This window comes from Haloarchaeobius sp. FL176 (assembly GCF_024609245.1).
Lineage (GTDB): Archaea > Halobacteriota > Halobacteria > Halobacteriales > Natrialbaceae > Haloarchaeobius.
On the sequence record NZ_JANJYH010000014.1, the window covers coordinates 1 to 22,577 of the forward strand.

Annotated in this window: 20 protein-coding genes and 1 pseudogene; 9 read left to right on the forward strand and 12 right to left on the reverse strand. The window is 55.9% G+C overall.

Annotated features, from left to right (window positions below; genetic code table 11):
• Window positions 1-228 precede the first annotated feature (228 nt).
• Complete coding sequence (locus NO978_RS17715; RefSeq protein WP_257300893.1) at window positions 229-915, reverse strand: hypothetical protein; 687 nt, start codon at window positions 913-915, stop codon at window positions 229-231.
• Between the two features lie 586 nt (window positions 916-1,501).
• On the opposite strand from NO978_RS17715, the gene NO978_RS17720 reads away from it, so the two are divergent.
• Window positions 1,502-2,380: a DUF955 domain-containing protein gene (locus tag NO978_RS17720; protein WP_257300939.1), complete on the forward strand. Its 879-nt coding sequence runs from the start codon at window positions 1,502-1,504 to the stop codon at window positions 2,378-2,380.
• Between the two features lie 394 nt (window positions 2,381-2,774).
• On the opposite strand, the gene NO978_RS17725 is transcribed toward NO978_RS17720, so the two are convergent.
• Together NO978_RS17725 and NO978_RS17730 are read right to left on the reverse strand one after the other, a co-directional pair.
• Entirely contained in the window at window positions 2,775-3,209 is a 435-nt protein-coding gene (locus NO978_RS17725; protein ID WP_257300894.1) for a hypothetical protein, read from the reverse strand.
• Window positions 3,210-3,280: 71 nt separating this feature from the next.
• On the reverse strand, window positions 3,281-4,426 hold the full coding sequence (locus NO978_RS17730; protein WP_257300895.1) for a hypothetical protein: 1,146 nt from the start codon (window positions 4,424-4,426) through the stop codon (window positions 3,281-3,283).
• Between the two features lie 879 nt (window positions 4,427-5,305).
• Between NO978_RS17730 and NO978_RS17735 the strand changes: the two genes are divergently transcribed.
• The 4 genes from NO978_RS17735 (at window position 5,306) to NO978_RS17750 (ending at window position 10,336) form a co-directional block, all read left to right on the forward strand.
• Window positions 5,306-6,940 carry an MBL fold metallo-hydrolase gene (locus NO978_RS17735; protein WP_257300896.1) on the forward strand — a complete coding sequence of 545 codons (1,635 nt, stop codon included), beginning with the start codon at window positions 5,306-5,308 and terminating at the stop codon, window positions 6,938-6,940.
• A gap of 70 nt (window positions 6,941-7,010) precedes the next feature.
• The gene (locus NO978_RS17740) at window positions 7,011-7,229 is read left to right on the forward strand and encodes a hypothetical protein (protein WP_257300897.1); all 219 of its coding nucleotides are present in this window, start codon (window positions 7,011-7,013) and stop codon (window positions 7,227-7,229) included.
• A gap of 241 nt (window positions 7,230-7,470) precedes the next feature.
• Window positions 7,471-8,850, forward strand: coding sequence for a PD-(D/E)XK nuclease family protein (locus NO978_RS17745; protein WP_257300898.1), 1,380 nt, complete (start codon window positions 7,471-7,473; stop codon window positions 8,848-8,850).
• 565 nt (window positions 8,851-9,415) lie between these two features.
• Complete coding sequence (locus NO978_RS17750) at window positions 9,416-10,336, forward strand: transcription initiation factor IIB family protein (RefSeq protein WP_257300899.1); 921 nt, start codon at window positions 9,416-9,418, stop codon at window positions 10,334-10,336.
• A 10-nt stretch (window positions 10,337-10,346) separates the two neighbouring features.
• On the opposite strand, the gene NO978_RS17755 is transcribed toward NO978_RS17750, so the two are convergent.
• Window positions 10,347-10,601, reverse strand: coding sequence for a hypothetical protein (locus NO978_RS17755; RefSeq protein WP_257300943.1), 255 nt, complete (start codon window positions 10,599-10,601; stop codon window positions 10,347-10,349).
• Here NO978_RS17755 and NO978_RS17760 point away from each other — a divergent pair.
• Both NO978_RS17760 and NO978_RS17765 read left to right on the forward strand, forming a co-directional pair.
• Entirely contained in the window at window positions 10,482-10,823 is a 342-nt protein-coding gene (locus NO978_RS17760; RefSeq protein WP_257300900.1) for an SWIM zinc finger family protein, read from the forward strand. The two genes, NO978_RS17755 and NO978_RS17760, sit on opposite strands and share 120 nt — an antisense overlap.
• 110 nt (window positions 10,824-10,933) lie before the next feature.
• The gene (locus NO978_RS17765; RefSeq protein WP_257300901.1) at window positions 10,934-11,425 is read left to right on the forward strand and encodes a hypothetical protein; all 492 of its coding nucleotides are present in this window, start codon (window positions 10,934-10,936) and stop codon (window positions 11,423-11,425) included.
• A 268-nt stretch (window positions 11,426-11,693) separates the two neighbouring features.
• Here the strand turns inward: NO978_RS17765 and NO978_RS17770 are convergent, their stop codons facing one another.
• From NO978_RS17770 to NO978_RS17800, 7 genes are all read right to left on the reverse strand, one after another.
• Window positions 11,694-12,053, reverse strand: a complete 360-nt coding sequence (locus tag NO978_RS17770) for a type II toxin-antitoxin system PemK/MazF family toxin (RefSeq protein ID WP_257300902.1) — start codon at window positions 12,051-12,053, stop codon at window positions 11,694-11,696.
• Window positions 12,054-12,056: 3 nt separating this feature from the next.
• Entirely contained in the window at window positions 12,057-12,323 is a 267-nt protein-coding gene (locus NO978_RS17775) for an AbrB/MazE/SpoVT family DNA-binding domain-containing protein (protein ID WP_257300903.1), read from the reverse strand.
• A 246-nt stretch (window positions 12,324-12,569) separates the two neighbouring features.
• Window positions 12,570-14,123 carry a histidine ammonia-lyase gene (gene hutH, locus NO978_RS17780; protein ID WP_257300904.1) on the reverse strand — a complete coding sequence of 518 codons (1,554 nt, stop codon included), beginning with the start codon at window positions 14,121-14,123 and terminating at the stop codon, window positions 12,570-12,572.
• A gap of 70 nt (window positions 14,124-14,193) precedes the next feature.
• The gene (locus tag NO978_RS17785; RefSeq protein WP_257300905.1) at window positions 14,194-14,682 is read right to left on the reverse strand and encodes a hypothetical protein; all 489 of its coding nucleotides are present in this window, start codon (window positions 14,680-14,682) and stop codon (window positions 14,194-14,196) included.
• A gap of 2 nt (window positions 14,683-14,684) precedes the next feature.
• On the reverse strand, window positions 14,685-15,191 hold the full coding sequence (locus NO978_RS17790; protein WP_257300906.1) for an aromatic-ring-hydroxylating dioxygenase subunit beta: 507 nt from the start codon (window positions 15,189-15,191) through the stop codon (window positions 14,685-14,687).
• Window positions 15,188-16,561, reverse strand: coding sequence for an aromatic ring-hydroxylating dioxygenase subunit alpha (locus NO978_RS17795; RefSeq protein ID WP_257300907.1), 1,374 nt, complete (start codon window positions 16,559-16,561; stop codon window positions 15,188-15,190). Before NO978_RS17795 ends, NO978_RS17790 begins: the two co-directional genes overlap by 4 nt.
• A gap of 174 nt (window positions 16,562-16,735) precedes the next feature.
• Entirely contained in the window at window positions 16,736-17,725 is a 990-nt protein-coding gene (locus tag NO978_RS17800) for a pyridoxal phosphate-dependent aminotransferase (protein WP_369684164.1), read from the reverse strand.
• A 56-nt stretch (window positions 17,726-17,781) separates the two neighbouring features.
• Between NO978_RS17800 and NO978_RS17805 the strand changes: the two genes are divergently transcribed.
• On the forward strand, window positions 17,782-18,606 hold the full coding sequence (locus NO978_RS17805; RefSeq protein ID WP_158832582.1) for an IS5 family transposase: 825 nt from the start codon (window positions 17,782-17,784) through the stop codon (window positions 18,604-18,606).
• Window positions 18,607-18,635: 29 nt separating this feature from the next.
• Here the strand turns inward: NO978_RS17805 and NO978_RS17810 are convergent.
• Window positions 18,636-19,367: pseudogene (locus tag NO978_RS17810) on the reverse strand (MFS transporter); the annotation flags it as partial.
• Between the two features lie 259 nt (window positions 19,368-19,626).
• Between NO978_RS17810 and NO978_RS17815 the strand changes: the two are divergent.
• Window positions 19,627-22,509 carry a bacterio-opsin activator domain-containing protein gene (locus tag NO978_RS17815; protein ID WP_257300908.1) on the forward strand — a complete coding sequence of 961 codons (2,883 nt, stop codon included), beginning with the start codon at window positions 19,627-19,629 and terminating at the stop codon, window positions 22,507-22,509.
• Window positions 22,510-22,577 lie beyond the last annotated feature (68 nt).

The window sequence follows — 22,577 nt, forward strand, 5'->3', positions numbered from 1 at the left end:
ACGGGATGGGCTCCGCGACGGAGCCCATCCCTGTGGATCATCACGAACCTCCGCTGCCAGCTCATACAGCCCGATTTGTGCGCCTCCTATGAGATGGTGGCGAAATCAGCTCGGGCTAAACACATACCTTTGATGAATTCACTAACCAATATTACGACGCTGTAATTGCGATTCATTACGGTCGAGAATCAGACGGATCTGCAGCATACAATATCGCAAACGACTTTTCTATTCAGTTTGGCCTGTAGTTGAAATTGGATATTCTAAGGAGAACTCCCATACTAGTTCAACGTTATTCGAATCAGGAAGATAAAACTTGCTTTCAAAGCTATATTCACCAGCAGGTGGGCAGTTGTTCTGTTCGTTTGCTAATACAAAGTATGTATTTGAAAAAGTTTCACCCTGACTTAATGACACCTGGAAACCATTGTTGGCTGGACTGTGTGGTATATCAACACGGTTCCAGCAATCACCTTCTCGAGAATCAGGTACTACATTAAATTCGTTGTCATCATTATCATCAACCACAGCTGCATTATGAATATCTTGTGGATGTAAGAGTATCCCATCTTCTATTGGACCGTCACCAACGAATTCAGCAGATAATGGAGCTGATCCTATGAAATTTATATCACGCGCCCCACCATGATTTGTTAATCGCAGTTGCACCTCAGCGGGACTTTCAGCGGTGGCCTCGCTTAACTTTTGAAATTGAAACGAGAGTCTCGCCTCTTCAATTGAGGTTGGTAAAGAAGCTGTAGATGTCCCTGTAGACTGCTCTGTAATTGAGGTCGACTCGTCAGGCTGAGTAGAGCTTTGATTAATTTGGTCTGTGTCTCGTGGTTCCTGTCTTGAGGAAAGACAACCGGATAACGCAGCTGCCCCAAGACTCAGAATATACTTTCTCCGCTCCATATCACCAATAGCTATCCTACGTTTAAATCATCTACCAATGGTGAAATGATATTTTGACCAAGGTGCTTCCCGGTACGGTTTCTCCAAGTAGACCCACAGACTTTGCATCGAAACTACGGCCACGACAGCGAGTAGAGATATTCACATCGCTGTAAAACTCCATAGCGGTCGGAAGACAGATTTCGCCGATGTGCTTGCCGCGATTCCTTCAATCGACCTCGATAGTGTCGAGTTACATCTGCACCGGGGGAACCCAGGAGCACTTCAGGCTCAACTGAGTGACGCTCAAACCTTCATCGAAAGGGATGGACTCGAGCACCGGTTCAAGAGTATGGTTCACAAATCGGCGGCTTCATCGGAAGACGCCGAAACGCTACTCGAATTCTTGAAAGAGGAGTAGTAGGCGATGGTTCCCAGTAGTCAGCCATCGAGAACCCATTTATTTCTCCCAAACTGGGTGAGGGAGACAAAAACACTCCCTTGGAGATTCTTGATGTCTTGCCAGACAACTCAGACCGACAGTGCCGATGCCAAGGAATCCCCGTCAAAAATCGAGTTCGACGATTCAGACACCCGCCGCGACGAGATGCACGACTCGCTCAAGGCGTGGGTCGAGCAGTTCGCCGAGCTCTCGGACGAGGCACGAGGCAGCGCCGAACTCCAGGAGTGGCTGGACGTCCAGTCGCGCTTCCACGACTACTCGTACCGGAACACGCTCCTGATCAAGCGTCAGTACCCGGAAGCGACGAAGGTCGCAGGCTACAACACGTGGCGAAACGAGTTCGACAGACATGTCGAGGAGGGCGAGTCGGCCATCTGGATCTGGGCACCCATCATCACCACGAAATGCCCGGAGTGCGGGAACTCTCCGTCCTACCACGAGAACACCGACTGCGAGTACGACGACACTCCACCCGAAGACTGGGACGAGGGGCTGGTCGGATTCAAACCTGTCCCTGTCTTCGACGTCTCCCAGACCGAGGGTGAGCCGCTTCCGGAGCTCGATACAGCCGCTCACGGCGACGGCAGTGAAGACGAGATACTCAACGCGCTTCTCGGGGCTGCACCGGAGCTGGGAGTCCGTGTGAACCTCGTCCCACCCGAGGAGTGGACCCACGGCGACGCTGCTGGCGTCTGTACCAAGCGCAGCACGTACGACTGCTCGTTGCTCGTCGAAGTCAAGGACGTCGACAACGACGCGCAGGTGGCCAGTGTGCTCGCACACGAGTACGCCCACGCCTTGCTACACTTCGACGTCGACGACGCGGATGAACAGGTGAAGCGCGAAGTCGAAGCCGAGAGCACTGCTTACGTGGTCTCGCAGTACCTCGGGCTTGATGCTTCCAACAGCGTGTTCTACGTCGCCGCCTGGGATGGAGACCCAGCAGAAACGATTCAGGACCGCTTACAACGCATCGTCGATACCGCGCGGGCAATTATTGCTGCCGTTGAAACAACTCAGTAACTAGCCTCAGAGAGCCCCCAGGCACTTGCTATCTATTATATTGTAAGAGCGTTACCCTGTTCTTAATTTATTAAATTTCACTGACCACGTCGAAACATAGAAACCGAGAGGCTGCGGTAAATTCTACGGATATCTGATTATTCAGTAAAGATTGTAGACGGTACATTTCAGCATCATCTCACGGCATCCAAGGTGCTAGTCCCGTGCACAATGGGCAGAGCCGAGCGTGCGCTTGATGCTTGAAGAGACGGGATTCCGAAAACACAATACCTTCGTCTCTTCGCTTTTTGACGCGATAACGCAGTCGCCGCGTCTCCATCTCGTGAATCAAGAGAGTCGATTTCATATATTCCGTGCTTCTTTTATTATATGATAAGTTTCTACTATAACCGGTTCAACCACGCTGGGTCAATGATTCCGTTGGATGGAACGGAAAATATCTCCATAGAGTCCCGATGACAACGGCTATAGGGGTTATGATGAGACCACTGACTACCCCCACAAATATTGCAGAGGATATCCTCTCGAAAAGTGTGGGTGTTCCAAAAGGATATGGCCAGCCACTAATGTACACGATCCCGAAGGTAAGTCCGACTACTATATCATATGAATACCATGAGGAGTAGTTGAATCCTATTGGAATTGATGCAATCAGGACAATTACCAGCAATATACTCCAGAAACCAGCGACTGAGATTATTTCGGAAACTAATTCACCTCTACTTGAATTTTCTACTACTTTGGTGATTCCCACGCCAATAATAATACCTGCTAATAGAATAGCTATATGAGTCGCTAACCTTCTCTTGATTGAGCGGTCAATAACCATTACCAATAGATGTAACGCCAGAGAATAAGTACTTTGCGGCGATTGTTTATTCGTATCTAAGTTACAGTTAGTTATACATATGTATATTGCCATTCATCAGTTATATGCCACGCTGCAGTCCCGAAAACCTTGTATGATGCAAATGGATTCGGGTCTCTGCCATTGCAAACTCCCGCGACGCCCACTTGTCCTTGGTCAAATTTTTGATATGCGACAGACCCACTGTCCCCATCATCAAAATCATTGTCTCCTCCCCACTTTACTTGATGACATCGTTCGTCACATCCCTCACCTCCAGTCCACTTGAAATATCCATTTGCAGCACCAATTTGACCGGACGTTTTACAAGTCGTGATGCCTCTCTTGGTGAGGTATTCATCGGCAGCGATCATATCCTGTAGCGCCTTTTTAGTAAATTGTTCAACGATGACATCTGTTGTCAGCCCCCCATTTGGATCGCCGATATGCATTGAAGGGGTATGACCATTGATTGGGTTTGCAGTGACGAAATCATCTTGGCAAAATGCCTCTCTGACATCACCGATTGCGGCATCTTCATCTTGATTGTACAATTTCCGAGAACCGGGATTATCTCCATAAAAAATGTGTTGGCAAGTAGAAAAGTATCGTTCCCCATCCTGGTGTAAGGGGGCACCCATCGTACAATGGGTATTGTCGTATCCCACTTCCATTTCCGCACCCGTCGGTACGTCTTCACCGTAGTCCGTCTCGTAGCATCCAAGTTGGAAATCACCGGTTGAGAATGCGTTTATTGGAACTCCACCGATGTTATCCGGAATTCTTTCTAGAGCTTCTTGGGTCGATAGTGTGTCAGGTTCTACTTCACCGTCCGGGTTTCGAAGAACACCAACGTTTAATCGAGGGCCAGAACCACCATGCTTTGGCGGAGTCAGCGTAACCTCACGAACAAATCGTTGACTTTCGAAATCACCCTGTCTCCGTGCTCTCTGGGCATGGATTAGCGAATCATGCCAATCCCGGGAAACCTGTTTAGTCCTTGTAGTAAGCGGGCTAGACGAATCCCCTAGCTCTTCTCGCCGAAGTGCATAATCGATCTCAATCAGTCCACTACTTGCGGCTTTTGCACGACTGGAACCGCATAGTGACAGACCAATTGCCCCACCTCCAATCGTTCCTAACACATTACGTCGCTTAACTAAATTCCCGTTATGCTCCGCACTTTTTCCATTAGACATCTCCATTAGAATCCCAAACCATAGACATATAAGTGTTTCTGTGAGTTCTTATCAATTATAAAATATGAGTGGGTTTACTCCGTAGGATCGCTAGACGTAACGACGACAATCTCGTTCTCTCTATAGAAATCGAGGGCGTGTTTAGACGCTAGTAAGAGCGTCTCTGAGCGAGGTTTCGTCTAGAGAATCAACTCCCGAACCGAGAGTCTTCCCTGGATACGGAGTTCAAATAAAAATAATCCGTCAGTAGAACCGCTCAGCCATCGAAGACGGCCGATCGGGGTGCCTCTTTTCCGCGTCTCGAATACACGGCCGTGTTTAGACGCTCGTAAGAGCGGTTGAGAGCGGTATTTCCCGAGTCCGCGAGTCGTAATTGGTGACGAGTATCGTCTGTTTTCGAGTTGAGGTCAGTCTACTCAGCCTAGATTGGTTGCAGTAGCCGGGCAATTGGGTAGGGGAAGCAAAGGAACGACCCGAACTACTGGCAGCTGTTCATCGCCGATCGGGATACAGGCCCTCAAAAGCCTGAAAATCGGCGTCTAAACAGGGCCGAATACACTATTTCGTCAATCTGGCCGTTAACGAGGCTGGATTGGACCGTCTAAACACGCCCGAAATCAAAAATTTGTGCTCAGTAGGATCGCTAGCAGGCGGTCAGTTAACATCGAAATTTGGTGTATTTGAAGCACCTGGTTCTCGATGTATTTTGGTGGATTCAATCGGTTTCGGCTGTTTCCGGCTGATCGCCCCATTTTCCACCGAAATTTCCAGCTTCCAAATTACCCCCGATTCGTAAGAACAGGTCCAAAGTCTAGCGAATTTACAGACCAAGAAAATTTGAATAGACCTTTAATTACGTACAGGAACAATTGAAACTCGATGGAGGTCACCTTCCAGCACGCGAACCCCCACTCTGGGCACGAGTCGGTACTGGTCCGGCTCTCGGGGGACGTGACCGAGCAAACAGCGTGTATCCTCTTCGATTCAGGCACAGACGTCGACGTCGATGGGCTACTCGAGGACGACGAATACCTCACAGCAATCGTCCTCACCCATGCTCATCTGGACCATTACGCAACCCTGGGCACGAATTTGCGTGATGGCGCTCCAGTCTACACGTCCGAACCGACAGCGGCCATCCTCGACACTGTCCTGACCGAAGCAGCAACCAACTACGACATCTCGAACGTCGACGCTGTCGTCGACGCACTCGAACCGATCTCGGACTGGACCACGGTGCTGGGCGATATCGAGCTCCGTCCCGTTCCAGCCGGACACACCCCTGGTGCAGCCGGCTTTCTGCTTCGGTTCGACGACGGTGGTGAGCACAGAACGATGCTCGTGACCGGGGACTGGACGCACCGATCTGCTGCCGGCTTCTCCGGTCTCCCCACGACGCTCTCGCCCGACGCCGTCTTCCTGACTGGCGCAACCAACGAAGAGTTCGAGGACGAGCTCACCGCCGCCGTCGAGACGATTCTCGAGCGCGTCCGAGCTGGGTCGACCGTGCTCGTAACCGCCAGTGGACTGGCCGGCGTTCACATCGCCGCACTCCTGGATGAACTCGACACAATCGACATCGACCCGCCATCAGTCTCGATTACTGGTCACGCCGCGAAACTGTACGAGACACTCGGGTACGACTATTCAACTGTAACGTCTGTTCCGACGTTCGACGATCCCGATGCAATCCTCGAACCCGGCGCTGTGACCATCGCCGGACCGGAGGTCCCTGTCGAGGGAAGCGCAGCGAAGTTCTACGACTGCGTCCAAGACGACCCGGGGGCAACGCTAGTACAGCTCACGAGCGGGAGTGTCTCGCCGGTCGAGTCTACCGGCTGTACCGTCGACCACTTCCAGTACAGCAACCATCCACCTGAGGCGGCTGTCGACGATCTCGTCGAGGACCTTGCCCCGAGACAGCTCGTCATGATGCACCAGTCCGGACCAGCGCTCTCCCGGTACAAGGACCGCTACGACAGCTTCGTGTGGGCAACCACGGACCGGGACGAATACAAAATCTACGAAGACGGGACGTGGGTGGCACCACCGTGGGTGAACGACCGTGTCGCCCGCCGGCTTCGCAGCCAGCAATATGGAAACGGAAGCAGCCTCGGCTCGTTCATCGACAGCGAGCGATCATTGGCCAACGTCGAACAGAGTAAAATCAGTCTCGAGGCAGAGGGCCTCGATGGTGGGACGCTCAAGACCCGTTTTCAGCAATCTGCTCCGGATCCATCGAAGTCGGGGTATGCATCCCAGCTTACTGATTCGCCGGTCGAAAGCGAGGATACGGATATTCTCGAGCACGTCGACGAGATCGAGTCACGGCTTTCCCGACTCGAGAAGACTCTCACCGATAGAGAGGGTGCAGATTACGGAACTCATCAGGTTCGCGTTGTCGACGCCGGCGACGGGGATCTGTTCCTTCGTCTTTGCAATCCGGACGACGTGGCGCAGCGCCTTTCTCATGGGGACACCGTGACGATTCGACTCCAGAACACGCTCGACTGACCCCACGGGCTCACTGCCGGAGCCGGTATCCCTACTACATTGCAGACACAATGTCGACTCAATTAGGTACATGGACGGTGGTTCCACTCCGATTCCCCCGTTCGCTGAGGAGGCCCTCGCTTTACTCCAAGACACGATAGACGATTCATCGGGGATCGAAGAGCAATCTGCGCTCGAGGCGCTTGAGGCCGAAGGGTTCAGTACTGCTGATGCCAGGGAAGCACTCGAAGTTCTCGAGATGCGGGGTTACCTCTACCGTGTCGAAAACCAGCTCCGGATTACGGATTAATGGCTCTGTTGAAACCCTCTTAGTCAGACACCATCTGCGGTGAAACAGCCGGTAGGTAGGATTGCGGACTTACCATCTGGATTTGTATCGGATACTGTTAATGTTCAAGGCGTCGTGCTGAATAGGGATCATATATCCCACAAATGAGCCTCCTCGGAAAATTCACAGTTATCCGAACAGAATCAAGAAGCGGCCTACACGATTATCCGGCTGGGTTTTATGATTACCCCGGAGCTATGTGATGGGAATGGGCGGAAACGAACTGAAAAAAGAGTTACGAGAACTCCGGCGGTCCCTACAGGCAATTCCAGAGGCCCGCGAACCACCGAAACCGACCCTGCGAATCCTCGGCAGCGCTCGCGCCGAACAGTACTGGAACCGATTGCTGTGGTATTTTCTCAATCCGGACCAACCCCACGGATTCGGCGCCGATCTCCTGACGAGCTTCCTAGACAAACTCGCCCAGCAAACGACTGCAGACGTGGAGTACATCCATCGACACATCGATCGAGTCAAGGTCGGAATGGAGGTAAGCTCACCAAACGATAATCGACCCGATCTCGTAATTCGCTCCCCTAGCAACTGGTTCGTCTGCATCGAATGCAAGGTAGACGCCGGCGAAACCAATGACCAACTCACGAGATACATTCAGGACCCATACATTGGCAACGAACTGAAATCCACGTATCCGGAAGCTGGTCATCACTACGTCTATCTCTCGAAAACTACTGCATCGGACGCCAACACCGAACTCCACCTGACCAAAGAGACCGCCCCGACGTCGTTCGTCGACGACTATCTCTCCGCCAACAGCACGGCGGATGAGTACCACAAGCGCTTCGTCGACCTCTCTTGGGGTCACGTGGTCGACGCGTTCACCGATGTGGTCCGGTTTTCTCGCGGGCAGTACCCCGATCGGAGTGTAAGCCAACTTGACGACTTCCACGCCAACATCAACAAGGTGACCAGTATGACCGACGACGACTTCACGGAACGACAGAAAGAGAAGATGCAGTTTCTGGACGAGTACAGAAGCGAGATTGATGAACTCTTCGAGGCCGCAGAGGCCCTTCGCCGACCACTCGCAGAGGACGGGGAATGGGTCGACATGTTTCGCAGCGTCGCCCCGGACTGTGAAGTCTGGACCGACGAGTGGCACTGTCGACGGGACAAATGGGGGTGCATCTTCCAGAGCGGATGGTACCGTGATAACAACTGGGAGCCGACGACAGACCACCAAGAGACGCGTGGTGGATCGGGCCATCGTCTCCATTTCACGCATATGATCCGAAAGGAGAGATCGTTCCGGGACGGCGTCCTCAAGTTCGAACTTCGTTCCTCGACTAACAATTCGGTTCGGTCCGTGTTCAACAATCTCTACAACAGTGAGCGGTGGCAGACCAAACTCGATTCAGTCTGCGATGAACATGGAATCACGAACAAGGGTAATCAGAAAACCTACACGACGGCAACGTATGATGTGAACCAAGCGGGTCTCCCTGAGAGTTACTTCGAAACCCTCGAAACAGCATTCAGCGATCATCAAGAACTCGCCCACCTCGTCAACCAGATCCACCGTGAAGCAGTCGCCGAAGCGCGCCCATCAGATGGCGATACCTGAGCATTATGGAAACGAAGCCCTTTGTGTAGATAACCTGGAAAGCCGGGTCAATAGGGACTAAACAAAGCTTTTGAGTCCGGATTTTGACGGGAAGCAACTGTAACCGCTGTGTTCAGCCTGCCGTTCTTAATAACCATCACACATTAATATATTGTCATTATATAGCTGGCCTACGTCTAACGATTACACACATCGTCCTGTTCGTGACTGAGGATTTCAACAGAGCCCAGCTCCCATGAATTTCCTTGCCAGTGAGATTGCGTGACTGTATCAACGAACTCTGGTGGCATCGTCGGGATAGGTAGTCGTTTACCCAGAACACCATGTTTGAGAAGTCCCAGCAGTTGATACCGTCCAGTTTCCCTTGGCTGGAAGAACGACTTCCACGGTTGATTGCGCCAGATGTCGAGTGCCTGCCAATGAATTGTGGTGTCAAGAGGGTTGGGTATGCGTTGGTTAATACTTGCCCCAGTGTTGGTTAAGAAGGACACTTCCATAGGGAATTTATTGACCCCTGTCGGGTGAGGGGTTCGTCAAACAGGCGAGCACCTCGGAGCGTATCCAGATGCCTGTCAGTGACATCTACCCGACGACGTTCGACGAGGACGTACCGACCGAGACCGACACCAACCACTGCCCGGAGTGCGATGGCCGAATCACCCCGAGTGGTGACGAGTCAGTCTGTGCGGACTGTGGCCTGGTCGTCGACGAACAACGACTCGACCGTGGGCCCGAATGGCGAAGCTACGACGAGGACGAGTGCAGGCGCACTGGCGGGGCGCGCACGGTGTCCAGACACGACCGTGGCCTCTCGACTACTATCGGCTACGGAACGGACTCTCGAGGCAACCAGCTCTCCAGACGGAAGCGCCGACAGCTCGCGCGGATGCGTCGCGAACACTCCCGTGGCCAGTACGAGTCCAAAGCCGACCGGAACCTCATGCATGGGTTCACCGAGATCCGTCGTATCGTCGGCGCCCTCAACCTCGGTGATTCGCTTCGCGACCAGGCCTGTTCGCTGTTCAGGACGGCTCAATCCGAGTCCCTGCTTCGAGGCAGATCCATCGAAGGCATCGCAGCAGCCTGTGTCTACGCAGCCATCCGGTGCAACGGTCTTCCCCGAACGCTCGACGAGATCGCGACGCTCGCGAAGGTGCCCCAGTCCCGGGTGAAGTCCTGCTACAAGTCGCTCAACGCCGAACTGGGACTGCCCGCAAAGCCGATGACCCCGAGCGAGTTCGTTCCCCAGCTCGCCTCGGACCTGGACGTGCCTGACCGACTCCGTCGTCGTGCTCGAGAGTACGCCCGCCGGGCACAGGAGAGCGGTGTGACGACGGGTGTGCGTCCCTCCGGGTTCGCAGCGGCCTGTCTGTACAAGGCCAGCGAGAGTACGTTGCTGACTCAAGACGAGGTAGCTGAGGCGGCCGATACGACATCGGTGACGGTGCGAACGCACTGGCAGACGCTGAACGAGGTCGTCGACTGAGCGTTTGTGCTCACCTGAACGGGTGAGGTGAGACAGAATTCCCACCGAGAACCATCCTCTTTCGCAACTGTCGTTCACGAACCGAGTCCGGAAACGTGCCGAGTACGAAGCCTTCGAGTTTCAGCTCGCCGGCGACGCCGTCCTCGTGACCAACTGCAGCCACGACGACCCCAGCGGGCACCGATACCTGGTCCACGTCGTCGACGGCGTTCCAACCTCCTGTACGTGTCCCGCTGACGAGCACTACGACGATGCCTGCAAGCATCGCGTCGCCGTTGCGATTCGTGGTCCGGTTCTCAACGCGGCTGTGGATGCGATGGTCGCGACTGACGGTGGGAGCGTCGTCAGCAAGTCAGAGGGAACTAGAACTGAGGATAACGGAGAGTGTGAGTGTGAGAAACTCCCCGATGGAGTCCCATGTTGGCCATGCTTTCGTGATGGAGAGGCGACGTTCGGACCGGTCGACCGATCATCGCACACTCCCTGACTAGCCGCTCGGCGTAGAGCCAGTTTGTGGCGCTGGCAACGGGGTGCCAGCGTGCGAGATAGGGCATCACGATGCCGTACTTTCGTCGACGCGCTGGCGAGTGTGATTCCATGCACCAGATCATCTACGCGCTCGTCGAAGCAGAGTCAGAAGATGAAGCACTCGAAGAGGCAACGGTAACGTTCGACCGACTGGTCGGTGCAAAACTCGACGAACGGCCCGTGTTCGACTACCACGTCACGTTCGATGAGGAGGACGCAGCGGTCGCCGGCAAGGCCCGCTGGGGCGACCGGCCGGTCGCGGTTCCTGTCGACTCGCACGAGGGCGCACGCTTGCTCAAACGCGGCTGGGATGCGACCGTCTCGGAGTTCGAACGCAACCTCGAGAAGGTCGACGAGGCGTTGGAGGAGCTGACCGTCGAGGAGTTGATGCACGACAAGGCACTCGTCCGACACGCCTGCAACAACATCGGTTCGTTCCGCGGACACTCGCTGTTCCTCTACGACAGCCACGCGAACGGAATCAGGAACCGATCACACCTCGACCGCGTTCTGGACTCGTCCGAATCACTGTGGATCGTGCCCGCCGACGTCCACTACTGACGCGAATATCCCCTTCTAATTCGATTCCCCTACGGGCACTCTATTCACTTGTGCCCTCCACCCACCAACCACCTCCCCTCCCTCCGCTCCGTGCTCGCTCCGCTGCGCGCGCAGCCACGACCTTACTCACCTGTCTAACTTTCATCCGATAACGCGCGAGACAGGGTGCGCACGGCTGAACTCTTCGATACGTTGCCCGTTACTCAAATTCGAGTTGCTTCCATTCCGGTTGGGGCATCGGGTGGTTCAGAAAGTTCACCAGTCCTTCTCAGATCTCGGTGAGGCCGAGACTGTATTCGAGTGCAGTATCAACCTCGTCCATCCGCTCTTGTGGAATCGGGCCGAGGTTCTCGGTGATACGGTGCTCGATAGAAATAGTTCGAATCTGACTACAGAGCGCAACCGAGTCTTCCCGGAGCGCGCACTCTTCGGCTGGGACGAGCACTTCAAATGGGTAGAGTTGCTCACCGAACGAGGTGGTGAACGGGACAACGATTGTTGTCGGTGCGTTCGCATTTCCGACATCATTCTGCACGACGAGGCACGGACGCGTTCCCCGTTGTTCGGAACCCTGCGTCGGATCGAGTTCGACGATTACGACATCCCCTCGACGGACAGACAGGCTCATCCACTACCACTCTGGAGCATCGCCCAGTTGTTCATCAGCCTCCGTCGAGACGCCCGCCAACTCATCAGCGAGTTCACTGGTCCGTTGGGCAGACCGGCGATACCCCTCAGCCAGCTCCTCACGGGTGACCGGTCGTTCGATAACGATCTTCCCCGCCTCTTCGTGGATCACGACGTCGTCACCTCCCTTGATTCCGAACCGCTCTCGCAGCTCTTTGGGGATCGTCACTTGGCCTCGCTTCCCGATTTTCCGACGTTCGCCACTACCCATACATATTCATATCCTATTCATACTCATAAGCTTTCGGTTGAAAGGCAGCCAGTATGAGCCCTCGCAAGTGCCTGTCGATATTCTCGATCCGCTGCGAGACGACTCAGACCGGGAGATCCAACTCATCAGAACTGGCCTTCCGAAACTAAACATCACGTGAGGACACTGGAATCCCCATTCAGTCAGGAACGAACACCACTCCGTCAGAGCCTGGAAAACCTCGACTGGTCGCCCCGTGGGAGACTGCTATTCGATTGCCCCGGTGCGAATCAGCGACCGCAGGCTCGCAAAGTCGTCCTGCATCAGTCGGTCTTCCGTGAGTGGTGCCACAGTCTCTTCGAGCGTGTCAACGATTTCGCTCGCTTTCTGTCCGGGACTCCCGTCCCTGTAGTCTAATGCCGTATACGAGGCGAACAGCTCGATAGCTAGCACTGTCTCGACGTTATCGAGAACCTCCACGAGATGGTTCGCACCGTTTGCACCCATACTCACGTGGTCTTCCTGATTGTCCGATGTCGGAATCGAGTCCGTCGACGACGGATGCACGAGCGTCTTGTTCTCGGAAACCAGCGCGGCAGCAGTCACGTGTGGCATCATAAATCCACAGTTCAACCCCGGATCTTCGACGAGGAACGGTGGGAGCCCGTCGGAGTGCTCACTCGCCGTCGTCCCATCAGTTCGTCCCTCGGGCTCACCACCGGTTAACTTGAAGATTCGCCGCTCGGAGATGTTGGCTATCTCTGCAATCGCCATCGAAAGCTGGTCGATGACGAATGCAATCGGCTGCCCGTGGAAGTTCCCCCCAGAAACCACATCTCCTTCGCCCTGGTTCAGTACAAGCGGATTGTCGGTGACGGCGTTCAATTCCCGTTCGACAACCTCCCGAACGTGGGCGACCGTATCCCGACTCGCACCGTGTACCTGTGGAATACACCGGAGTGAATAGGAGTCCTGTGCCCGATTCGCATCCGCAGCGGCCGTGACTAACTCACTCCCCTCGATGCCCTCCCTGACACGTCTCGCCACCTCTTTTTGTCCAGGGTGGTTCCGCAATTCGTGGATCTCCGCACGGAACGGATCACTGAGCCCACGGAACGCCTCTAAGGTCATCGTCCCGACGGTATCGGCCGTATCGAGCAACCGCTCTGCGTCGTGAACAGCCAGAGTAGCAACAGCAGTGATGTAGTTCGTCCCGTTGATGAGTGCGAGCCCTTCCTTGGCCTCGAGACCGGTCTCGCCGTCGTCAGTGGAGAGTGGTTCCACGCCAATCGAGTCCAGGACGTCACTCGACGGCACCCACTTCTCTCCGTTCCACGCTTTTCCTTCACCGAGCATCGCAAGCGCGATGTGAGCGAGCGGCGCGAGGTCGCCGCTTGCACTGACCGAACCCTTGCGTGGAACGTGGGGATAGAATCCACGATTCAGCAGGTCCTGGAGCTTCAGAATGACATGCTCCCGAACGCCGGAGCTCCCCGAGAGAAGGGAGTTGAGACGAAGCAACATCATCATCCTAGCTTCATCTTCCTCGACAGGGTCCCCAACACAAACCGCATTACTTCGAATCAGATTCGTTTGCAGCGTCGTCACATCCTCGGAATCGATGATTTCGTTCTGGCTTGCACCGAAACCAGTGTTGACGCCATATATTATCTCTCCCGTTCCGATTCTCGATTCCAGATTGGACCGAGCCTTCCTGACTCGCTCTAGTGCCTCGTCGCTCACCGCAACGTCCTCCCCATCACGGGCACAGGCAACCGCGCTTTCTATCGTCAAATCCTCGCCAGTCAGTTCAACTGTCATTCTCGAACCTCCGGATTCGCTGCATTCAACCACTTTTTTACCACTATCGCGACGAAATCTAACATCGAATTCATTTCTTTGGGTCCTCCAGTCGTTGTCGGAGCAGTTCTGTGAACGTACTTTGGTCTTGAGACGCGATACTCTCGAGAGCCACGGCGTTCAATCGAGTCGTGAAGCCGAGTTTTGGTGCCACCAGTTCAACCCACGTGGGTGTATCGGTGTCGGGGGCCTGTATCTCGACGTGCCCGAACTCGTTCGTTATTCGTGTGAGTTCTTCAGCCGTGTCATCGCCAGGCTCCCGCTGGACGAGAAGCTCGTCGGCTGGCCGAGACCGCTCCTGGCGGTCAAGGAACGAGAGGAACGTCGAGCGGTCCTGCCAGGCAAGACACTCTAACGTGACTGCACCAAGACGGATGCGGTCGTCGACCCTCGATGCATCAAGCTCCAACCGGGCTCCTTTCGGAGTGGTTACGCGGCGTACATCGACCGCTGTTCCCTGGGTAGCCACACGGGTGAGAGGCGTCACAGTCACCGTCGTCGTCAGAGAGTTGTCGCTCATGACTACAGGAAGAACGAGAGATTTCGTGTCTCGAGTATCGTCTGGTCGAGTTGTACCTCCCGCTGAGCGAGCTTGAACGACCCATCGACACGACGGAGTGTATCGTGTCGCTCACCAACGAGCATGTCTGACTCCGTCGTGTCGCCCTGGTTTCGATAGAGCAACAGATTGCTCTTCACCCGAACCTCATCGTCCGACGTCTCCTCCACCCGAACGTTGCTCACGAACCGCCGGGTTCGTGATGGAGGGTTTTCTGCCCAGGCATACTCGCGGTCGAACCGCTTCACGCGGGTCGTAAGTGTCCCGATATCCTCTCGATAGTGGAATCCGTCGTCACTGAACTCGGACTCTTCACTCCCCCGTTCACGGGTGACTCGTCTGGGAACGCGATACTCGACATCGTCAGTCAGCAGTTCAAGCCAATCGTGGAGCCTGCCGTCGTCGAGGAGTTCGGCCTCCCTGTAGAGGAATTCCTCACACTCCAATCGGAGTTCGAATCGGTCACTCATTGGCTTTCCTCCGAGTCGATGTCCTGACCAGTCATCGCGCGGTACCAGCTCTGATAGAACGTCTGCATCGTTCCATCCTCGAAGTTCGTGTCGTACACCTCCCCAGGTCCCGGGAACTCGTCCGAGATCTCCTCGGAATCACTCATGTCGCCGACCCCCATCTGGAAGTTCGATTCGCGCCCCATCTTCTTCCCGAACGTACTCCCGGCTGCTTCGGCGATACCGTCCCAGACTGCGAAGTCGTCCACCTCGAAGTTTCCAGCCACGCTGAACGTTCCAATACCGGTATCGTATGCGCGCTGTTTGAACTCCTCAGAGGCACCCTGTGGGACGAGAATCCAGTTCCACACCTGCGTTTTCTTTGGCCCGACAGGCTGCCACTTTCGGACGTTCAGAAACGCCGTGACTTCGCGATTCTCCGGGTCCGGATTGAGATTCATCTGAAGGAACGACATATTCGGGAACACGGTGCCGACGCTCGAGACCAGTCGTTTCGCAAGTCGAAGCTGGTCATCGGAGAGATGGGCGTCCGTGAAGACATCCTCCGGGTAACCGCCTGCGTACTCCTGGTTCTCCAGATACGCAAGCATGCAGGAGTGGCCGCTACACTCAGTGATGTCTGCGGGGGTTCGCTCCGCCCCGGCCGCGGAGAGTTCCGGCGGGAAAATATCCAAGTCCATTGCAGACTTGTGTGTCGCGAGCGTGTGGTAGGAATCGCCGGTGAAATTGTCGGCCCCAATCTTCCAGTTCGTATCGATCTCCCACCGAATTGGCTCCCCAACCACTTCCATCCCGCCATCAGCAAACTGCAGATGGAGGTCGAGGTACCACGTGAAATCGCCGAGATACTCCTCCAGTGTCGGGGCATCGGCGGAAAGACACGCGAACACGAGACCGCGGTAACTATCGACCTGTGGCGCGGAGTCAAGCGCGTACTCACAGGTATCGAGTTCCTTGAAGAACTCTTCTTTGTGCGGGACACCGACAAGTTCTCCCGTGGTATCATACGTCCAGTTGTGGTACGGACACCGGAAATACGACGTATTGCCCTGTTCAGCACGGACGACCGTCGTGCCACGGTGTTGGCACGAGTCGAAGAGGACCTGTACGTCACCGCTGTCATCCCGGACGAATATGAAAGGACTGTCCCCGATGTAGCGTTTCGCGTAATCACCCGGCTCCGGGATTTCTGATTCGTGACCAACGAGTACCCAAGTATCACTGAAAACTCGCTCAAGCTCCAGCTGGTGGATTTCGTCGTCGTTGTGGATCTGGGAGGGGATAGTCCCCGTTTCTTTAATCGATCCAACCTGTTCGATGACATCCGCCGCCGCTGGCGTCGAGTTAGCTGTGTTCCTCTCCGTTCCCATGTCATTAGGTACTCAGTATCATTGGTTAAGGTGAATGGTGGCAATTGGAGGGTGTATTAAATACAACAGAGTGTTAGATTAGCATTTCGCGAATCTCGATCCTTCTATTAGAAAATAATTTTAGAGTTTAGAACAGAGGTTATAACAGCGAAGATTGTTCAAAATTTGAAACTACTATAGAAGCGCGGATTCGACTCGATCTCCGAGTTCTTCAAGTCGGTCGACAGGCTCGTTGCTGAAGACGATCCGGACGTACTGATCGCTGTTCTCGTCACCCCAGTGGCGCATCGGCGTCGCAGCGATCTTGCTTTCCTCCAGAAGGAGGTCCGACGCCGTCGAAGAATCGTAACCCAGTTCCTCGACGTTCATCAGTTGCATCCATCCACCCTTCGAGGGGATCGTGGTAACTCCAATATCGCGTAATTGCTCGGTGACGGTATCGCGCCGACGCTGTAATTCGGGAACGTACTCGCTTGGTTCGAAGTCGGACTCGATTGCAGCGAGCGCGCCTGCCTGTCCGATTCCACCAGGCGTTGTCGTGTTGTAGATGTGGGTCCGTGCAGCGTCGTTCATGAACTCCTCAGGGCCGACAATCCAACCGACGCGCCAACCAATCATCCCGTATGACTTCGTGACGGAGCCAGCGATAACGGTCCGCTCGGCCATCCCAGGCAGGGAAACAGGGTGAATCAGTGGCAGATCGTCGAAAAGCACTGACTCCCAGATAGCGTTGTAGAGCAGCCAAATGTCGTGTGCCTGGCAGAGATCGCGAATCGTCTCCCATTCCTCGCGATTTAGAACTGCCCCTGACGGCATTGACGGATTGACCAGCAGAAGGACTTCGGTGTCGTCACTCACAGTTTCTCGAAGTGCGTCGACGTCCAACCGCCACTCGTCACCAGCATTCTCGTACGGTACGAACGATGGTTCACCGCCAGCGAGACGAGTCCGGTTTATCATGCCGGCGTAAATCGGGTCCGTCAGGACGACCTCATCTCCAGGGTCGATCATCGCGAGGAGAGCATCGAGAACACTCTCCCCCGTGCTACAGGTGATAACAACGTTTTCAGCACCGTAATCGTGACCCGAGCGATCATTCGTCTGGCGTGCCACCGCTTCACGAAGGTCTTTCTTCCCGATGAAAGTGCCGTGTTGAATAGCGATCTAATCGACGGTTGTCACGGGTTAGAAGGGCGAAGCCGAGGAAATCGATTCTGGCTATGGAAGTTGATCTCCTCGACTTCGTTGAGCAGTGTCGGCAGCTAGTCAAACAAGCGTTGGGAAAGCACGCGGGCGAGCCCGCCAGCGGCGGGTTCGCCCGCTGGAAGCACGTCGTTCTCCATTGTTTCCGGCTCGAAGACGGCCACAGCTACCGTGAAACACCGAATCGGCTACAGTACATGACCGAGATTTGTGACGCACTTGGCCTAGATCCGGACGATATGCCTGACTTCACCACACTCTATAAATCGTTCGACCGGCTGGAAATGTGGGTCTGGCGGGCGTTGCTGCGCGTTTCCGCGCAGCAACACCCGCAGTCTGGCCACGCTGCACTCGACAGCACGTTCTTCGACCGCCGCTCCGCTTCGTCGTACTACCGCCAGCGGTCAGGAAGTAACGTCCAGACACTGAAAGTGACGACACTAACCGATAGAGAGTCTCTTGCTGTTCTTGACGTACATATCTCCGCCCGGTGGAAACACGATACGAAGACCGGGCCGCAGGTCGTCCGCCGGAACGCGGACGACCTGCTATCAGTGGCTGCCGACAAAGCCTTCCACAACTGGATCACGAAATACGAGTTCTACGCACTCGGTGTCGAGCCACTCATCTTACAGCGTGGATCAAGACCGTTAACGCTAGGACATAACGCGCTCATCCGGGCAAAAGGCTACTCTCAGCGCTGGATGGCCGAAACATCGTATTCGACAACGAAGCGCTCGCTCGGCGATGCCGTGCGAGCGCTCGGCTGGTATCGACAGTTCCGTGAAATCGTCCTCATGTTCGCCATCTCCAACATAGAACCGCTCTGTGAACCTCTCTAACCATGACTCAGCATCTATTCAACACGGCAGTATAATGAATAGCCGAGAAAGCCGAGCAGCCCGACCGACCAGACACTCCGGTTCCGGAGGACCGCACCGAACTCCTCGAGAGAAGGAGCGTCTCCCCGGCTTGTTCCGAGTCCGCGACTGGCCGGCCAGAACAGGACGAGGCCGACGACCGTGAGGCCGGTGAATGCGACAAAGATGGCGGGCCACCCGAACCGATGCGCAATCAGTGGCCCGGTCCCCTGACCGAGCGCGAATCCGATCGGGCCACTCGCGGTGAAGATGCCGACAGCAGTCGCTCGATTCTCGCTGGTCGCTGCTCGACTCACGATGTCGATGCCAGCGTTCCAGACGACGACGTAGGCGACCCCACCAAGCGCTCGTGATGCAATCACAGATCGATAATCCCCTCGCCGCCCAGCGATCCATCCCCACGTCCCGGCGACAACAAGTGTCAGCACTGCGAGTGCCATCGCAGTCCTGGAATCCGCCCGGTCGAGCGCCGCTCCAGCTGGGAGGCTTGCGATCACCGCGGTGCCGAACATGACCCCGACCAGGAACCCTGCGATCGTCGGCCCAATATTCAGTGCGTCGCGAATGAGCGGGGTAACACTCGCCGGGACGATCTCATAGGCAGCGAGCCCCGTCGAGATGAGACTCGCTCCAGTGACGAGTCTCCACGCCGACTGGCGCTGCTGGTGCGGTTCCTTGCTCGTGGCGTCTTCGGGCTGGGTGGTGGGAGGTCGGGTAGTCATTCCTCGAGAGTCTGGTTGGATAGCGGAACGCTGAAATCGGGAAGAGTCGGTCGACCGCGAAAAGTCCCGATAATCGCGTTTTCATATTCCGTAGCGCGCTCCCTATCTCACGGGGTTAAACAACAAACCTCTTTGGTTCGAGACGGTTAGATAGTTAACTAGCAATGGACGTACATTCCGACCCGGGCCAGTACCGGAGCTGGAGGCGAGCTCGAATCGGCACCGAGAGAACCATTCGCTATCTCTCTGTGGTCGAATAATGGCTGCTTCCCCACCCATTCTGGATTCGTCGACGGTGTTGCTCGTCGGGACAGACGACTGGCTCACGCAATTCGCCACGACGCTCGAGAAACGGACTGATGCCACCGTACAACACGTTCGAACCAAGACGGAGGCAATCGACACCATCCGGACGAACCCCACGGACTGCCTCATTACCGAGTACGCACTCGAAGAGACAACCGGACTCGACCTCCTCCGAGAAATCCGCGAGGAATCGCCTGCGCTCCCGGTCCTCCTCGGGGCTACTGCCGGGAGCGAAGCCATCGCCAGCGAGGCCATCGAAGCCGGTGTCACCGATTACATCGCGCTTTCGGACCCGCTAGCACAGATAACCGACGAACTCATCGACCGAACAGAGCGTGCCCTCCGGGCCGCACAGCGGTCGGCCACGCAACGGGACCGGGCCAGACAGTTCGACGCGATCTTCAACGATTCGCGAACTGCGACGTGGGTGCTTGACCCGGGTGGCGCACTTGCCCGCGTGAACGAGACAGCACGGGAGATGATCGATGAAGACATCGACACGATCGTCGGCGACCCCTTCTGGACGCTTCCGTGGTGGTCACAGGCCGATGCACCGAACACGGACGTCCAACAACTCGTGGAGAAAGCACTCGACGGGACGTTCGGCAACGCGGTCGTCCCACAGCCGCCAAACGTCGATGACTCGCGCGTTATCGACCTCTCCGTGCGCCCGGTCGAGAACGAGCGCGGCGATCTCGTCTCGATCGTTGTCGAAGGCGTCGACATCACCGAGCGCGTCGATCTCGAACGGAATCTCAGAGAGTCCGAAGAACTGCACCGCGTCACGCTCAACAACATGACCGATACCATCCTCATCACGGACGAAGCCGGCGAGTACACCTACGTTTGTCCCAACGTCCACTTCATCTTCGGCTACACCGTCGACGAGATCCGGAATCTCGGAACGATCGACGACCTCCTCGGCGATGACCTCTTCGACCGGGAGGAACTCGCGGAAGACGGCGTCCTCAAGAACATCGAGACGACGGCGACCGATAAAGCCGGGCGCGAGCACACGCTCCTCGTCAACGTGCGCGAAGTCTCGATCCAGGATGGGACTCTCCTCTTCAGCTGTCGGGACATCACGAAACGCAAGCAACGCGAGGAAGCCCTCGCCACGCTCCACGAGACGGCTCGCGATTTCCTCTACGCCGAGACCCACCAGGAAATCGCCCAGCACGTCGTCGACGACACTCCTGGTGTGCTCGATCTCGATGCGAGTGCGGTCTACCTCTTCGACGGTGAGGCCAACAATCTTCGACCCGCAGCTCACTCGGCGACGATGACCGAGTTGAACGGGCCACTCCCGACCGTGCACGCCGACGGCGAAACACTCCCGAGCTACAGTTTCGTCGAGGACGAATCGCTGTTCTTCGAGGACGTTCACGACGCGGACCGACTCGACAATCGGGCAACCGACCTCCGAACTGCGGCCTACATCCCGCTCGGCAACCACGGCGTGTTCGTTGCGGGCTCGAACCAGGTCGGTGCATTCGATGAGGTGATGCGAGAATTGGCCGATCTGCTCGCGGCTACTGCCGAAGCAGCCCTCGACCGGGTCACACGGGAATCACGACTCCGGGAACAGGACCGAACACTTCAGACGCAAAACGAGCAATTGACCGCCCTGAACCGCATCAACGAGACGATACGGGAGATCGATCAGGCTCTCGTACAGGCGGAGACGCGCGAGGAAATCGATCACACGGTCTGTGAACTGCTGACCGCCGACGACCGGTTCCGATTCGCCTGGATCGGGACGATCGATCCGACGACCGATACCCTGGAGCCTCGGGCCTGGGCAGGGACCGAACAGGGGTACTTGGATAGTCAGTCGTTCGCCGTCCAGGCGTCGGGTGCAGAACCGGCCGGACAAACCGCAGCCACTGGCGATGTGACGATGGTGACGAACGTCGCTGCTGGTCTCCATGACGAGGCGTGGCGGAAAGACGCCATCTCCCGGGACTACCTGTCCGTATTGAGCATCCCGCTCGTGTACAACGACCTTACCCACGGTGTGTTGACGGTGTACGCACCGACCCAGGATGCGTTCGACGAGACGGCGAAGGCCGTCCTGGGAGAACTCGGCGAAACCATCGCATCCGCTCTCAGTGCGATCGAACGGAAGAATGCATTGCTCACGACGTCGATGACACGTGTCGAGTTCACTATCGACGACCCGAAGTTTGTCCTCTCACGGCTGGCACAGGACGCGGAGTGCACCCTCTCGTATCAGGGTGGCGTCCAGCAGTCCACGGAAGGCAGCTACGTGTTCGTGACCGTCGAAGACCGGCCGGTAACTGACGTGGCAGACGCGGCCTCGCAACTGGTCGGTATCGACGACGTGCAGCAGATCAGCGCGGACGGCGAGGGGGGTGTTCTACGGCTCCGGCTCACACAACCGTTCCTCGCCTTGGAGCTGGCCGATCACGGTGCCGTCTTCCGCGAAGCGACCGCTGATCCAACCACGACGACGCTCGTCATCGATATCCCGGACAGCATCGACGTCCGAACGATCACGCAGCTCGTCCGTGAGACGTTCGCTGGCGCTGAACTCCGTGCCAAGCAGACGCTCGATCAGACCGCAGAACACAATCTCTACTCGAAGTTCCTCGATTCAGTGACGGAGCGGCAACTGGAGGTGATCCAGACGGCGTACTACAGTGGGTTCTTCGAGTCGCCCCGTGAGAGCACGGGCGAAGACGTAGCGGAGACACTCGGCATCTCCCCACCCGCGTTCTATCAACACGCGCGGACCGTCCAACGGAAACTGTTTGCTGCACTCTTCGAAGAGAACAATCTCCCGGTGGCGGCCGCCACGGAGACAGTTCAATAACAAACCCACTGGTTGGAGTGCTGTTTGGTAGTCAACAGCCGAATACTCCCTTATACACTTATTACACC

Excerpts from the sequence above, each read along its gene's own strand:
- NO978_RS17715 (WP_257300893.1), bottom strand. The coding sequence starts at position 915 with ATGGAGCGGAGAAAGTATATTCTGAGTCTTGGGGCAGCTGCGTTATCC.
- NO978_RS17720 (WP_257300939.1), top strand. The coding sequence starts at position 1,502 with ATGCACGACTCGCTCAAGGCGTGGGTCGAGCAGTTCGCCGAGCTCTCG.
- NO978_RS17725 (WP_257300894.1), bottom strand. The coding sequence starts at position 3,209 with ATGGTTATTGACCGCTCAATCAAGAGAAGGTTAGCGACTCATATAGCT.
- NO978_RS17730 (WP_257300895.1), bottom strand. The coding sequence starts at position 4,426 with ATGTCTAATGGAAAAAGTGCGGAGCATAACGGGAATTTAGTTAAGCGA.
- NO978_RS17735 (WP_257300896.1), top strand. The coding sequence starts at position 5,306 with ATGGAGGTCACCTTCCAGCACGCGAACCCCCACTCTGGGCACGAGTCG.
- NO978_RS17740 (WP_257300897.1), top strand. The coding sequence starts at position 7,011 with ATGGACGGTGGTTCCACTCCGATTCCCCCGTTCGCTGAGGAGGCCCTC.
- NO978_RS17745 (WP_257300898.1), top strand. The coding sequence starts at position 7,471 with ATGGGAATGGGCGGAAACGAACTGAAAAAAGAGTTACGAGAACTCCGG.
- NO978_RS17750 (WP_257300899.1), top strand. The coding sequence starts at position 9,416 with ATGCCTGTCAGTGACATCTACCCGACGACGTTCGACGAGGACGTACCG.
- NO978_RS17755 (WP_257300943.1), bottom strand. The coding sequence starts at position 10,601 with ATGCTTGCAGGCATCGTCGTAGTGCTCGTCAGCGGGACACGTACAGGA.
- NO978_RS17765 (WP_257300901.1), top strand. The coding sequence starts at position 10,934 with ATGCACCAGATCATCTACGCGCTCGTCGAAGCAGAGTCAGAAGATGAA.
- NO978_RS17770 (WP_257300902.1), bottom strand. The coding sequence starts at position 12,053 with ATGAGCCTGTCTGTCCGTCGAGGGGATGTCGTAATCGTCGAACTCGAT.
- NO978_RS17775 (WP_257300903.1), bottom strand. The coding sequence starts at position 12,323 with ATGGGTAGTGGCGAACGTCGGAAAATCGGGAAGCGAGGCCAAGTGACG.
- hutH (WP_257300904.1), bottom strand. The coding sequence starts at position 14,123 with ATGACAGTTGAACTGACTGGCGAGGATTTGACGATAGAAAGCGCGGTT.
- NO978_RS17785 (WP_257300905.1), bottom strand. The coding sequence starts at position 14,682 with ATGAGCGACAACTCTCTGACGACGACGGTGACTGTGACGCCTCTCACC.
- NO978_RS17790 (WP_257300906.1), bottom strand. The coding sequence starts at position 15,191 with ATGAGTGACCGATTCGAACTCCGATTGGAGTGTGAGGAATTCCTCTAC.
- NO978_RS17795 (WP_257300907.1), bottom strand. The coding sequence starts at position 16,561 with ATGGGAACGGAGAGGAACACAGCTAACTCGACGCCAGCGGCGGCGGAT.
- NO978_RS17805 (WP_158832582.1), top strand. The coding sequence starts at position 17,782 with ATGGAAGTTGATCTCCTCGACTTCGTTGAGCAGTGTCGGCAGCTAGTC.
- NO978_RS17815 (WP_257300908.1), top strand. The coding sequence starts at position 19,627 with ATGGCTGCTTCCCCACCCATTCTGGATTCGTCGACGGTGTTGCTCGTC.